The organism is Actinomycetospora sp. (assembly GCF_036497585.1).
Classification (GTDB): domain Bacteria; phylum Actinomycetota; class Actinomycetes; order Mycobacteriales; family Pseudonocardiaceae; genus Actinomycetospora.
The window spans coordinates 1-14355 of record NZ_DASXJD010000124.1 but is presented as its reverse complement, the minus strand read 5'-3'; the positions used below and the strand labels follow the sequence as shown (position 1 = coordinate 14355).

The 14355-nt window shown below is 75.8% G+C and carries 9 protein-coding genes; 6 read left to right on the top strand and 3 right to left on the bottom strand.

Annotated elements, in window-relative coordinates; genetic code table 11:
- Window positions 1-22 precede the first annotated feature (22 nt).
- Together VGH76_RS12310 and VGH76_RS12305 are read left to right on the top strand one after the other, a co-directional pair.
- The gene (locus VGH76_RS12310; protein WP_414637717.1) at window positions 23-4795 is read left to right on the top strand and encodes an ATP-dependent helicase; all 4773 of its coding nucleotides are present in this window, start codon (window positions 23-25) and stop codon (window positions 4793-4795) included.
- Window positions 4796-4826: 31 nt separating this feature from the next.
- Window positions 4827-5804, top strand: a complete 978-nt coding sequence (locus tag VGH76_RS12305) for a hypothetical protein (protein ID WP_331556968.1) — start codon at window positions 4827-4829, stop codon at window positions 5802-5804.
- Between the two features lie 13 nt (window positions 5805-5817).
- On the opposite strand, the gene VGH76_RS12300 is transcribed toward VGH76_RS12305, so the two are convergent.
- From VGH76_RS12300 to VGH76_RS12290, 3 genes are all read right to left on the bottom strand, one after another.
- Window positions 5818-6834, bottom strand: a complete 1017-nt coding sequence (locus tag VGH76_RS12300) for an adenosine deaminase (protein ID WP_331556967.1) — start codon at window positions 6832-6834, stop codon at window positions 5818-5820.
- A 16-nt stretch (window positions 6835-6850) separates the two neighbouring features.
- Window positions 6851-7507: a hypothetical protein gene (locus VGH76_RS12295; protein ID WP_331556966.1), complete on the bottom strand. Its 657-nt coding sequence runs from the start codon at window positions 7505-7507 to the stop codon at window positions 6851-6853.
- A 339-nt stretch (window positions 7508-7846) separates the two neighbouring features.
- On the bottom strand, window positions 7847-8653 hold the full coding sequence (locus VGH76_RS12290) for an IclR family transcriptional regulator (protein WP_331556965.1): 807 nt from the start codon (window positions 8651-8653) through the stop codon (window positions 7847-7849).
- A 223-nt stretch (window positions 8654-8876) separates the two neighbouring features.
- Between VGH76_RS12290 and VGH76_RS12285 the strand changes: the two genes are divergently transcribed.
- From VGH76_RS12285 to VGH76_RS12270, 4 genes are all read left to right on the top strand, one after another.
- Entirely contained in the window at window positions 8877-10724 is a 1848-nt protein-coding gene (locus VGH76_RS12285) for an alpha/beta hydrolase (protein ID WP_331556964.1), read from the top strand.
- Between the two features lie 125 nt (window positions 10725-10849).
- Window positions 10850-11620 carry a type II CAAX prenyl endopeptidase Rce1 family protein gene (locus VGH76_RS12280; protein WP_331556963.1) on the top strand — a complete coding sequence of 257 codons (771 nt, stop codon included), beginning with the start codon at window positions 10850-10852 and terminating at the stop codon, window positions 11618-11620.
- Between the two features lie 190 nt (window positions 11621-11810).
- A complete protein-coding gene (locus tag VGH76_RS12275; protein WP_331556962.1) occupies window positions 11811-13532 on the top strand; it encodes an MFS transporter in 1722 nt (573 codons plus the stop codon).
- A gap of 45 nt (window positions 13533-13577) precedes the next feature.
- Window positions 13578-14355: DNA-formamidopyrimidine glycosylase family protein (locus VGH76_RS12270; protein WP_331556961.1), on the top strand; the 778-nt coding region annotated here is incomplete at its 3' end.

Below are 14355 nucleotides of genomic sequence, written 5' to 3'. Positions count from 1 at the left end.
GCTGTCGGACCCCCGGGGCACCATGGGTGGTGTGACCGTTCTCGACCGCTTCTCCCCCGCCACGCGTGACTGGTTCTCCGGCGCGTTCGGCGAGCCGACGGCCGCGCAGGCCGGGGCGTGGGACGCGGTCGCCGACGGCGAGCACGCCCTCGTCGTCGCCCCCACCGGCTCGGGTAAGACGCTCGCCGCGTTCCTCTGGGCGCTCGACCGGCTGGCGGCCGCGCCCGTGCCCGAGGAGCCGCAGCGCCGGTGCCGGGTCCTCTACGTCTCCCCCATGAAGGCGCTGACGGTCGACGTCCAGCGCAACCTGCGCTCGCCCCTGGCCGGGCTGCGGCAGGCCAGCCACCGCCTCGGGCTGCCCGAGCCGGACATCCAGGTGGCCTCGCGGACCGGCGACACCCCGGCCGACGAACGCCGCAGCTTCGCGCGCACCCCTCCCGACGTGCTCGTCACCACCCCGGAGTCGCTGTTCCTGCTGCTCACCTCGGCCGCACGTGAGTCGCTGCGCGGGGTGGACACCGTGATCGTCGACGAGGTGCACGCCGTGCTCGCCTCCAAGCGCGGCGCCCACCTCGCGCTCTCCCTCGAGCGCCTCGACGCGCTGCTCGACGCCCCGGCCCAGCGCATCGGTCTCTCGGCGACGGTCCGTCCCGTCGACGAGGTCTCGACGTTCCTCGCCGGCGGGCGTCCGGTGCGGGTGGTGCAGCCGGAGACGGCGAAGACCGTGCAGGTCAGCGTGGTGGTGCCCGTCGAGGACATGAGCGCGCTCGACTCGGGGGACAACCAGAGCGGGCCGGGCGTCGAGGAGGAGGTGGAGGGCTCGGCGGCCGGGGCGGCGCAACGGGCCTCGATCTGGCCGGCGGTGCAGGAGAAGGTGCTCGACCTCGTCGAGTCCCACCGCTCGACCATCGTGTTCGCCAACTCCCGGCGCCTCGCCGAGCGCCTCACCGCGCGGATCAACGAGCTCGCCACCGAGCGCGCGGCCCTGCAGGCCGCCGAGCGGGAGCCGGTCGACCTCGACGAGCCCGACGAGGACGCGGACGGCCGGGACGACGAGGCCGACGAGCTCGCCCCGGTGGTCGGGCGGGTGGGGCCCTTCCCCGCCGAGGCGGTCGGCCAGTCCGGGGTGGCCGAGCCCGCCGAGGTGATCGTGGCCCGCGCCCACCACGGGTCGATGAGCCGCACCCAGCGCACCCTGGTCGAGGAGGCGCTGAAGTCCGGGCAGCTGCCGTGCGTGGTGGCCACCTCCAGCCTCGAGCTGGGCATCGACATGGGCGCGGTCGACCTCGTGGTCCAGGTCGAGGCGCCCCCCTCGGTGGCCAGCGGGCTGCAGCGGGTCGGGCGCGCGGGCCACCAGGTGGGCGCGGTCTCCGAGGGCGTGGTCTTCCCGAAGTACCGGGGGGACCTGGTGTCGTGCGCGGTCGTCGCCGAGCGCATGGCCGGGGGCCGGATCGAGGCGATGCGCTACCCGCGCAACCCGCTCGACGTGCTCGCCCAGCACGTGGTGGCGATGACGGCGATGGAGAACTGGTCGCTGACCGATCTCACCGCGCTGGTCCGCCGCGCCGCCCCGTTCTCCGGTCTGCCGGACTCGGCGATGACCTCGGTGCTCGACATGCTCGCGGGGCGCTACCCCAGCGAGGACTTCGGGGAGCTCCGGCCGCGCATCACCTGGGACCGCGTCACCGACGAGCTCGCCGGGCGACCCGGCGCCCAGCGCCTCGCCGTCACCTCCGGCGGCACGATCCCCGACCGCGGCCTGTACACGGTGGTGACGCCGGGCTCCGGGGAGAACGGGACCGGTGGCTCACGGGTCGGCGAGCTCGACGAGGAGATGGTCTACGAGTCCCGCGCGGGCGATACGTTCCTGCTGGGCTCGACGTCCTGGCGGGTCCTCGACATCACCCGGGACCGGGTGATCGCCGAGCCCGCGCCCGGCGTCCCCGCCCGGATGCCGTTCTGGAAGGGCGACGCCCCCGGTCGCCCGCTGGAGCTGGGCCGCGCGCTCGGGGCGTTCGTCCGGGAGGTCGCCGGTGCCGACGAGGCGGAGGCCCGCGCCCGCGCGGAGGCGGCCGGGCTGGACGCGTGGGCCGTCGACAACCTCGTCGGCTACCTCGGTGAGCAGCGCGAGGCGACGCGTCACGTCCCGAGCGACCGGACGATCGTCGTAGAGCGCTTCCGCGACGAGCTGGGCGACTGGCGGATCGTGGTGCACTCCCCCTTCGGCGCGCAGGTGAACGCGCCCTGGGCGCTGGCCATCGCCGCGCGGTTCCGCGAGCAGCGCGGCCTGGAGGTCTCCGCCGCCTCGGCCGACGACGGGATCGTGCTGCGGCTGCCCGACACCCTCGACGAGGCCGGTGCGGAGATCCTGCCGGGCGCGGAGGACGTCCTGCTGGACCCCGACGAGGTCGAGCAGATGGTCACGGCGGAGGTGAGCGGGTCGGCGGTGTTCGCCGCCCGCTTCCGGGAGTGCGCGGCCCGCTCGCTGCTGCTGCCGCGCCGCGACCCGACCCGGCGGACCCCGCTGTGGCAGCAGCGCCAGCGGGCCTCGCAGCTGCTCTCGGTGGCGTCGAAGTACGAGCAGTTCCCGGTGGTGCTCGAGACCTACCGGGAGTGCCTGCAGGACGTCTACGACGTGCCGGGCCTCGTCGAGCTGATGCGCGACGTGCGGTCGCGCGCGGTGCACGTGGTGGACGTCGCCACGCCGTCGGCGTCGCCGTTCGCACGCACGCTGATGTTCGGCTACGTCGGGATGTTCCTCTACGAGATGGACGCCCCGCTGGCCGAGCGCCGGGCCGCGGCCCTGTCACTGGACTCGACGCTGCTCGCCGAACTGCTCGGCTCGGAAGCGATCCGCGAGCTGCTCGATCCGGCGGTGGTCGGCGAGATCGAGGCCGGGCTGCAGCGCACCGACCCGGAGCGCCACGTCCGTGACGCCGAGGGCACCGCGGACCTGCTGCGCTTCGTCGGCGACCTGACCACCGCCGAGGCCGCGGCGCGCGGGGTGCGCGAGGAGTGGCTCACGGAGCTCGAGTCGGCCCGCCGGGCGATCCGCGTCAAGATCGCCGGTGAAGCGCGGTGGGTCGCGATCGAGGACGCCGGCCGGCTGCGCGACGCCCTGGGCGCGGGCCTGCCGGTGGGGGTGCCGGAGGCGTTCACCGAGCCCGTCGCCGACCCCCTGGGCGACCTGCTCGCCCGCTACGCCCGCACCCGGGGGCCGTTCCCGGCGGCGGCCGCGGCGCGGCGCTTCGGGCTGGGCGTCGCGGTGGTGACGGCGGTGCTGGAGCGCATGACCGGGGCGGGGCGCCTCGCCCGGGGCGAGCTGCGGCCGTCCGACGCGCCCCCGCTACCGGGCCTGCGCGACGACGACCCGGCCGCGGCCGGCGGCGTCGACTACTGCGACGCCGAGGTGCTGCGCCGCATCCGGCGGGGCTCGCTGGCACGGCTGCGCGCGGAGGTCGAACCGGTCGAGCCGGCGGCGCTGGGACGCTTCCTCCCCTCCTGGCACGGCATCGGCGGCCGCCGCCGACGGGCGCCGGGTCCCGACGACGTCCTCGGCGTCGTCGAGCAGCTCGCCGGCGCCCCGGTCCCGGCCAGCGCGTGGGAGTCGCTGGTGCTGCCCACCCGGCTGCCGGGCTACCAACCGGCGCTGCTCGACGAGCTGACCAGCGCGGGCGAGGTGACCTGGACCGGGTGCGGCACGCTCTCCGGGGGCGACGGGTGGCTCGCCGTCGCGCCGTCCGACGTCGCCGAGCTGATGCTGCCCGACCCTGACGACACGTTGGCCGGGCTGCCGATCCACCGGGCGCTGCTGGAGGCGCTCGGCCCCGTCGAGGGCGGCGGGGCGCTCTTCTTCCGCCAGCTCGCCGACCGCGCGTACACACTCCTCCGCGACGCCGGGGAGTCGCCGCCCGACGACCCGACCACCGTCGAGGCGCTGTGGGACCTGGTGTGGGCCGGGCACGCCACCAACGACACCCTCGCCCCGCTGCGGGCGCTGGTCTCGGGCGGCGGGGGCCGCTCCAAGGCGGCCCACCAACGACGGCGCCCACCGTCGCGGGGGCGGTACGCGCGGGTCGGGCGCCCGCAGATGCCCTCGCGCACCGGTCCTCCGACGGCCGCCGGACGGTGGTCCCGGGTGCCGCCGCGGGAGAGCGACCCCACACGGCGGGCGCAGGCCCGGACGGAGTCGTTCCTCGAGCGCCACGGGGTGCTCACCCGCGGGGCCCTCGAGACCGAGCGGGTCACCGGCGGGTTCTCGGGGATCTACCCGGTGCTGCGGGCGATGGAGGAGTCCGGACGGTGCCGTCGCGGCTACGTCGTGGAGGGGCTCGGCGCGGCGCAGTTCGCGGTGCCCGGCGCGATCGACCGGCTGCGGGCGACCTCCCGCGACGACGACGGGTCCGCCCGCGGACAGGCGTCGCTGGTGCTGGCTGCGACGGACCCGGCCCAGCCGTGGGGGGCGGCGCTCGACTGGCCGGCGACCCGGGCCGCGCAGGACGGCACCACCGGTCACCGTCCCGGTCGCAAGGCGGGCGCGCTGGTGGTGCTGACCGACGGTGAGCCCACGATCTACGTGGAGCGCGGCGGTCGCTCGCTGCTGTCCTTCACCGACGACCAGGAGACGCTCACCGCGGCCGCGGGGGCTCTGTCGGCGGCGGTGCGCGAGGGCTGGTTGGGTGGGCTCTCGGTGGAGCGGACCGACGGGTCGGGAGCGCTCGACGGGGTGCTCGCGGAGGCACTGGCCGAGGCCGGCTTCCGCAACAGCCCGAAGGGCCTGCGGTTGCGCGCCTGAGTGCGGGGAGCCGGGCGACGGGAGGAGAGCGATGGCGCTGGCGTGTCCGAGCTGCGAGGAGGCCGCCGCGGAGTACGTCGGGATGGCGGACGACGGTCGCAACGAGATGAAGTGCACGGCGTGCGGGCACCACTGGCTGCTCGGCGCCAAGCCCGTCTCGCCGCGGGCGGTCGCCGCGAAGCCGGCGCGCTCCACCCCGACGAGGTCGCCGCGCTCGACCGGGACCCGGTCGACGGGCACCCGGGTGGCCGGCGGCGGGTCGTCGGACGGAGCTCTGCGGGCGGCCACCCCGGCCGCGCCGCCGGTCGTCGTGCGCTTCCCGACCCTCGACGACGTCCCCGCCGAGCACCTGCAGCGCCTCGCGGCCCTCAAGGCGGCCTGGCCGCGGCAGCGCCCCCGCCCCGACCCCTACGCGGCCGACTTCCGCCGGCTCCACGAGCTGATGTTCAGCCAGGCCGGCCTGCCGCACACCGAGCCGGGACAGCTCAAGGACTTCGTCTCCAGCGACGTCCTCGCCCTCTCCGGCAACACCACCTCCTTCGCCCGTGAGTGGCGACGCCTCGGCGACCGCGACGCCTCCGAGCGGTTCCGCGGCGCCGTCGAGTACCTGCTCCGCGGCGAGAGCGGCGAGAGCGGCGAGAGCGGCGAGGACGAGGGGTCCACCGACGACCCGCCGCTCGAGGACCGGTTCACCGCGCTGGCCGAGCAGCGCTCGCCCTACGGGATGGGCGGGGTCCGGGAGCCGCTCCTCATGCACATCCTGACGGTCGCCCGGCCCGAACGGTTCCTGCCGCTGCTCACCGTGGACAGCGGCTCGGGCGGCGAGGGCAAGCGGGACATCGCCCGCTCCGTGCTCGGCGTCGAGATCCCGGCGGTGGACCGCACCCGGCACACCATCGGGCGGGTCGCCTGCCGGTCGAACGACCTGCTGGTCGACGCCCTCGGGGCCGGCTTCCGCGACCTCGACGACGCCGCCGCGTTCCTGCTCTGGGCCCACGCCCAGGGCTGAGCCCGCGCCCCGGTCAGGACGAGGGCCGCGCCCCGTCCCGGCCGGCGGCCCACGCGGCCACCTCGGCACGCAGCTCGGCCCGGCGGGCGTCGTCGACGAAGGCGGCCTCGACGGCGTTCTCCGCGAGGGTGCGGACCTGGTCCGGGGAGAGCTCCAGCGCCTCGGCGACGGCGCGGTGGTTGTCGTCGACGTAGCCGCCGAAGTAGGCCGGGTCGTCGGAGTGCACGCTCACCGCGAGCCCGGCGTCGAGCATGCGGGCGAGCGGGTGGTCGGCGAGCGTGTCGACCGCGCGCAGCCGCACGTTGGACAGCGGGCAGACCGTGAGTGGAACCGCCGCCTCGGCGAGGCGGCGCACGAGCGCCGGGTCGTCGAGGCTGCGGATGCCGTGGTCGATCCGCTCGACGCCGAGCACGTCGAGGGCCTCGGTGACGTAGGCGGCTGGTCCCTCCTCCCCGGCGTGCGCGACCAGCCGGAGCCCCTCCGCGCGGGCCCGGGCGTACACCTCGGCGAAGTCCGAGGGCGGGTGCCCGACCTCCGCGGAGTCCAGGCCCACGCCCAGGAACGCGACGTCGGAGCGGACGAGCGCGTCGAGCACCTCGAGGGCCTCGGCGACCGGGCGGTCGCGCAGGAAGCACGGGATGAGCCCCGTCGTCATGCCGACGGGGGCGGCCGCGAGGGCTCCCGCGACGCCCTCGAGCACCGCCTCGAGCGGCACGCCCCGTGCGAGGTGGGCCTGCGGGTCGACGAACAGCTCGACGTGCCGGACCCCGCCCTCGGCCGCCCGCTCGAGGTAGGCCCGCGTCATCGCCGCGAAGTCCTCCGCGGTGCGCAGCACGGCCATGTTCGCGTAGTAGAGGTCGAGGAAGTGGCCGAGGTCGGTGAACGCGTAGCGGGCGCGCAGGTCGTCCAGGTCCGCGGAGGGCAGCGCGACGCCGCCGCGGTCGGCCAGCTCCCCGATCAGCTCCGGCTCGAGGGTGCCCTCGACGTGGACGTGCAGCTCGACGGCCGGCGGGGTGTCCTGCGCGCTCATGGCCACGCATCCTGGCTCACGGCACGGCGGGCCCGGTGAGCACCGGGGCGGCGAACCGCGCCGCGCCGGGCACCGCCGGGTCGCACCCCACCCGGTGCAGCCGCTGGAGGACACCGCCGGTGGTCCGCCCGAAGCGCTGCGCGAGCTCGGTCATGAGGGCCGCGCGGTCGGCGTCCGCGGCCGCGGCGAGCCACGCCTCGCGCAGCGCGCCGTCGTCCTCGGCCGGCCACGGCAGACCGGAGCGCGGCGCGCGCGCCCGCGGCCGCCACGACGGCGGATCCCACGGCGGCGGGCTCCACGACCCCCGCCGCGGGAACGGCACGAGGTCACCGTCCCCGTCGAGGCCGTCGCCGAACTCGTCGGACCAGTCGTCGCGCCAGCCGAACCTCACCCGCTCCTCGCGGTACGGGTCCTCGTCCGGCTCCGGGCCGTCCGGGGGCTCGTCGGCCGTCCGCCAGGGCGGGTCGAGCGGGCCCAGCGCGCCGTACTGGTCGTCCGCCCAGGCGGCGCGCAGCAGGGCGTGCAGCCGGCGCGCGGGCAACGACACCGCCCGGGTCCCCACGTCCTCGTCCTCCGGGGCGTCGGTCGCGACGATCGCCACGTAGGCCCGCCCGTCGAGCACCTGCACCCGCAGCTCCCGGCCCGCCTCGCGGACCCTGATCATCTCGCGCATGGCGCCCACGCTCGCGGCGACACGACGCCGGGACAACCACGAGGGCCCGCGCCTGTGGACAACTGAGTCCGTCCACACGGGGCGTTGGTCCGAACGGCAGGATTCCCGACGATGCCGGCCCCGACGATGACGACGCGAGGTCCCATGGGGTGTCTCCGCTCGGACGAGTCACCGCCTGCGTGTTGCTCAAGGCGCAACGGGTTCTGCGTCTCGCAACACGGTGGAATCCGGGGAGGAGCGCTGTCAAGAGCCGGGGGAGGCCGCGCGGGGCCCGATCGCCCGGCCGGACAGCCGCGGATGATGCCGTGACGTGGTCCGGCCGTCCGGGAGTTGCGTCGATCAGCGCAGCGAGCCGCTGCCGCTCGGCTCCACCCAGCCGAGCTTCGCCGAGAGCTCGCGCGCGGCCTCGCGCATGTCCGCGACGACGGACCGGGCCCGGCGGCGCGGGAGGCGGTACGACGGTCCGGACGCGGACAGCGCGGCCACGACGTTGCCGTCGTGCGCCCACACCGGCACCGCCACCGCGTGCATGCCCACCTCGAGCTCGTCGAACGAGCGGGCGTAACCCTCGTCGACCACCCGGGCGAGCTCGGCTCGCAGGGCCGCGGCCTCGGTGATCGTGGCCTCGGTGTACCGGGGCAGCCGCCGCCGCAGCAGCGTCCGCCGCTCCCCCTCGTCCATGTGCGCGAGGAGGACCTTCCCGGCGGAGGTGGCGTGCAGCGGGGTCCGGCGCCCGACCCAGTTCTGCGAGCTCACCGAGGAGTTGCCGAACTCCTGCGCGACGTTGATCGCCGCCTCGCCGTCGGAGACGGCGAGGTTCACCGTCTCGCCGATGATCTCCGCGAGGGCCTGGCAGGTCGGCTGCCCGAGACGCGCGAGGTCCATCCGGCCGGTGGTCGCCGCGGCGAGACGGACGATGCCGAAGCTCAGGGCGTACTTCCCGCGGTCGCCGAGCTGCTCGAGCAGCCCGCGCCGCTGCAGGGCCGAGACCAGCCGGGAGGCCGTCGACTTGTGGACGCCGAGCTCCTCGGCGATCTCGGTGATCCCGGCCTCGCCCCGGGCGGCGAGGATCTCCAGGATCGTCACGGCCCGGTCGACGGACTGGACCGAGGAGCGGTCTCCACGCTCGCCGTCGGCCCTCGACATGGCGAAAAGTGTAGCCACCGGACACCCCGTCAAGGTCACCCCCGGCCCACGATTTCCGACACCATCCCGGAATCAGTGCGCCGTTGTTGCGCAATGCGAAGGATGTTGGACAGAGCGCAACACGCGGCGCCGGCTTCCGCCGTGACACAGGCGGACACCCGTGTGGTCGACGGCGCAGCGTCCGCGTCACTACGCCGAACGGACGTGGTCCACGATGGGGGACGTGTCGGAGACCGGGGTCGAGCGCGACGACTCCTCGACCGCGCCGGACGTCGGCGGCGGGCGCGCCACGACCCTCGAGGACCCGACACCGACCGGGGGTCTCGTCCACGGCCCCCTCCCCCGGCCGCCCGCCGCGGACGTCGTCCACCGCGGGCCGGGTCCGCTCGACCGCCGCGGGCTGCGCTGGCTGCGGGTGGACGCGCTGGGTCTCGCGCTCGCGGTCGCCACCGGTTCGCTGGCGATGACCCCCTCGCTCATCCCCCGGACCTGGCTGGTCCAGGGCCTCGCCAGCGGTCTCTCCGCGGCCGTGGGCTACGCGGTCGGCACCTTCGTCTGGTTCCTGCTGCGGCGCACCCACCGCGGCCTGCGGCTCGTCGCCCGCGGCCGGCTCTGGGTGCCGCGCGGGGTCCGGCAGGCGGCGTGGTCGATCCTGGTGGTGGCGGCGGCCGTGGTCGTGCTCGTGATGCTCGTCGCCGGCGCCCACTGGCAGCGCCAGCTCGCCTCGCTCATGGGCCTCGAGCAGCCGGGCTATCTCGGCTACCTCCGCGCCGCTCCGACGGCGGTCCTGGTCGCCGCCGTCCCCGTTGCGCTCGTGCGCCTGGTCCGGCACGCCGACCACGTGCTCGTGCGGGGACTGCGCCGGTTCGCCCACCTGCCGCGGCGCATCGCCGCCGCGGTCGCGGTCGTCGTGCTCGCGGTCGTCATCGCGGCGGTGGCGAACAAGGTCGTGCTGGGCGGCACCCTCGCGATCGTCGACCAGGCGTTCAGCGGGGTGAACGACGAGAACTACCCGGACTCGGCGCAGCCCCGGTCCCCGACCCGGTCCGGCTCGCCGACCTCGCTCGCGCCGTGGGGCACGCTCGGCAAGGAGGGCCGCCACTTCGTCTCCGGCGGCCGCGACGCCGCGGACCTCGCGGCCGCCTCCGGGAAGGCCGCCGTGGACCCGATCCGCGCCTACGTCGGGCTCGAGTCCGCGCCCGACGCCCTGGCCCGCGCCGACCTCGCCGTCGCCGAGCTCGACCGCGCCGGCGCGTTCTCGCGGCCGGTGATCGCGGTGGTGACGACGACGGGCACCGGATGGGTCGACGCGCCCGTCTCGGACTCCCTGGAGGCGATCTACGGCGGGAACAGCGCGATCGTCGCCACGCAGTACTCCTACCTGCCCAGCTGGCTGTCCTTCCTGTTCGACGGCGCGCGGGCCGACGAGGCCGGACGGCTGCTCATCGACGCCGTGCACGCCCGGATCCAGGCGATCCCCCTGGGGCGGCCGCGGCCCAGGGAGATCGTCTTCGGCGAGAGCCTGGGCTCGCAGGGCTCGGAGGCCGCGTTCACCTCGCTCGCGGACGTGCGCGCCAACACCGACGGGGTGCTGTGGGTCGGTCCCCCCAACACCAACCGCCTCTGGTCGCAGATCGTGGACCGCCGCGACCCCGGCACGACGGAGGTGCGCCCCACCTACTCCGACGGGCTCGTCGTCCGCTTCACCGGCGGCCAGGGCACGCGCACGGTGTCGCAGACCCCGCCCACGCCGTGGATCGCCCCGCACGTGCTCTACCTGCAGCACCCCTCGGACCCGGTCGTGTGGTGGTCCCCCGACCTCATCTGGAGCCGCCCCGACTGGCTCGTCGAACCGCGGGGCCGCGACGTCCTGGGCGCCATGAGCTGGTACCCCGTCGTCACGTTCTGGCAGGTCTCGATCGACCTGATGAACTCCGTGGGGGTGCCGCCCGGGCACGGGCACGTCTACCAGGCCGAGGTCCTCGACGGCTGGGCCGCCGTCGGCGCGCCCCCGGGATGGACCCCCGCCGACACCGAGCGGGCCCGGCAGGTCCTCGGCCCCGACGGGTGAGACGTGTCACCCGGGCGCGAGGGCGGGTATGACCCCGGTGACACCTCCCGCGGACCCTCACGGGTCGCTCACGGGCGGCCCTGGCACCGTGGAGGGTCAGGGCCGTCGTCGACCCCATAGGTGACATGACCGCTCCCACCGCCCCGGCGCCCGCCGTGGCCGCCCCGACGGCGTCCCCGTCCGCCGCGACGCGGCCACGCCGGGTGCCCGCCGTCGTCGTGCTGTCGGCCGTGGCCGTGGTCGTCGCCGCCGGCCTCGTCGCGTGGAACAACCTGCTGGTCCCGGCCCTCCCCGCGGACCCGATCGTGCGGATGATCGCCAACGTCGTCGGCGTGCTCGTGCTCGTCCTCGCCGCCCGCGCCGGCGGGCTCTCCTGGCGCGACCTGGGCCTGTGCCCGACGACGTGGCTGTCGGGGCTGCGGTGGGGCGGCGCGGCGGTCGGGATCGTGGCGCTGGGCTACGCGGTGGCGTTCCTCCTGCCCGCGACGCGGCCGCTGCTGGAGAACCCGGGCGTGGAGGCGAGCCCGACCTCGGCGGTGGTGCTGCGGGCGCTGCTGCTCATCCCGGTCGGGACGGTGCTCTGCGAGGAGCTCGCCTTCCGGGGCGTGCTGCACGGGCTGACCGAGCGCGCCTGGGCCGGCCGGTGGTGGGCCGGGCGCGGCGCCGTGGTCGCCGTGGCCTCGGCGTTCGCGGTGTGGCACCTGGCCGGCGCGGTGGCCGCGCCGGCCGGGGGCATCCCGGTGCTGGGCGTGCTGGTGGTCCTGGTGGTGACGGCCACCGGCGGCGTGATCATGTCCGTGGTGCGCCGCCGGACGGGCAGCATCTTCGCCTCGGTCGGCATCCACCTGGGCACGAACGTCGTCGGCCTGATAGCCGTCATCCTCGCCACCCGCTAACCCACGGCAGACCGCGGACGACGTCGTCGGCGGGCTCCGGAGGCGCGTCACGTCACCAGCTCAGCACCCGGTCGTCACGGCGTGACGGAAATACCGTGAGCAGGAGGACGTTCTCGTTCTCGTGGTGAACCGTCGTCCTACGGTGACGTCGGAGTTGTTGAGCGCACGAAACGGACAGCACGGAGGCCCGGTGACGACGAGAGACCACGCGAGCCCCGGCAGGCCGGGGCTCGTCGTCGCGGTGCTCTCCTCGGTCGGCCTCATCGCGTCGCTGTGCATGACGCTCGTCGTGCCGGTGGTCCCCGAGCTCCCCGCGCTGCTGCACACGACGACCGCCGACGCCTCGTGGGTGATCACCGCGACCCTGCTCGGCGGCGCGGTCGCGACCCCGATCGCCGGCCGGCTCGGCGACATGGTCGGGAAGCGGACGGTGCTGCTGGCCACGCTCGGTCTGCTCGTCGCGGGCGCCGTGATCTGCGCGCTGACGTCGTCGTTGGTGCCGGTCATCGTCGGGCGCTCGCTGCAGGGCGTGGCCGTCAGCGCCGTCCCGCTCGGGATCAGCCTCATGCGCGACGCGCTGCCTCCGGAGCGCCTCGGCTCCGGCATCGCGCTGATGAGCGCCACCCTGGGCATCGGCGGCGGGCTCGGTCTGCCGCTGTCCGCGCTGGTCGTGGAGGTTGCGGACTGGCACGCGCTGTTCTGGGTCGCGGGCGCGCTCGGCGTGGCCGGCGTCGTCCTCATCCTCGCCGTCATCCCGGAGTCGGCGCAGCGCTCGGGCGGGCGGTTCGACGCCGTCGGCGCGGTCGGGCTCACCGTGGGGCTCGTCCTGGGCCTGCTCGCGATCTCCAAGGGCGCGCAGTGGGGCTGGGGCAGCGCGACCACGCTCGGGTGCGTCGCGGGCGCCGTCATCGTCCTCCTCGCGTGGGGCCTCTGGGAGCTGCGCACGACCGACCCCGTCGTCGACCTGCGGGTCTCCGCCCGCCGTGCGGTCCTGGTGCCCAACCTGGTGTCGGTCCCGGTGGGGATCGCGATGTTCACCGGCATGGTGACGTTCCCGCAGCTCCTGCAGGCCCCGACGTCGTCGGGCTACGGCCTGGGGCTGTCGCTGCTGGTCGCGGGCCTCGTGCTCTCCCCCATGGGCATCGTCATGATGCTGATGTCGCCGGTGACGGCGCGGGTCTCCGCGCGCTTCGGCCCGCGGACCTCGCTTCAGGTCGGCCTGGTGGTCATCGTCGTGGCGTACGTCCTGGGGACGCTGCTGCTCGCGCAGGCCTGGCAGGTGGCGCTCGTGATCTCCCTGGTGGGGGCCGGGGTCGCGCTCGCCTACGGGTCGCTGCCCGACCTCATCATGCGGGCGGTCCCCACCGACCGGACCGCGTCGGCCAACGGCCTCAACACGCTGATGCGCTCGGTGGGCACCTCGACGGCGTCCGCCCTGGCCGCCGTCGTGCTCTCCGCGATGACGATCCGCGTGGGCGACGCCGTGCTGCCCTCGCTGCCCGGGCTGCGCACGACGCTGCTCATCGCCGCCGGGGCGGGGGTGGTGGCCCTGCTCGCGACCGCCGCGATCCCGGTGCTCCCCCGCTCGCGCTCGGTCGACGAGACGGTGGTGGACACCGGCGTCACCGTCGAGGAGTCGGCCGACGACGAGCCCCGCCCCGCCGTCCACGGCCGGGTGCGGCTGGCGCACGGCGACCCCGCCCCCGAGGCCCGCGTGACGCTCGTCGACGTGCACGGGCGTCAGCTCGCCGTGGTCCCGGTGCACCCCGACGGGACCTTCTGCGCGCCCGTCGACGACCCCGGCACGGTCCTCGTCATCGTCATCGCCAGCGGCCCGGGCGGGCGGCCGACCGCGCAGCACGTCTCGCCGGCGCAGCGGTCCTCTCCCCGCGACCTCGTGCTGGCCCGCTGAGCCGCGGCCGGGTTCCCGGCCCCCGGCGCGGGGCATCATCGGGGGGTGCCCGAGGGTGACACCGTGTTCCTCGCCGGCCGGCGCCTCGACGACGCGCTGGCCGGGAAGACGCTGTCCCGGGGCGAGCTGCGGCACCCCCGGCTGATCGAGCACGACCTCGCCGGGCGCACGGTGCTCGGGGTGGCCTCGGTCGGCAAGCACCTGTTCACCCGCTTCGACGACGGCACGAGCCTGCACAGCCACTTCCGCATGGACGGGTCGTGGCACCTGTACCGCCCGGGGCGGCCCTGGCGGGGGCGGGAGCACGACATCCGGGCGATCCTCGAGGTGCCCGAGCGGGTCGCCGTCGGGTTCCGCCTGCACGACCTCGACCTGCTGCCGACCACCGACGAGGACCGGTGGGTCGGCCACCTCGGGCCGGACCTGCTCGGCCCGGCGTGGGACGACGATCCCGACGGCTGCGCGGCGGAGGTGGCGCGGCGGCTGCGGGCCGACCCCGACCGCGAGCTCGGCGCGGCGCTGCTCGATCAGCGGGTGGCCTGCGGGGTCGGCAACCTCTACAAGGCCAAGATCTGCTTCCTGCTCCGGGTGTCGCCCTGGATCCGCGTGGGCGATCTGTCCGACGCCCAGGTCCGCGAAGCCGTCGCCTGGTCGCGCAAGCTGCTGCTGCGCAACGCCTGGCGCCCGGAGCAGTCGACGACGGGCGACGTCGGCGAGGGCGCGCAGCATTGGGTGTTCGAGCGCGGCGGGCGCGGGTGCCGGCGGTGCCGGGACGTGGTGGCCGTGGCCTGCCAGGACGACGGCAGGCCCGACGCCGAGGACC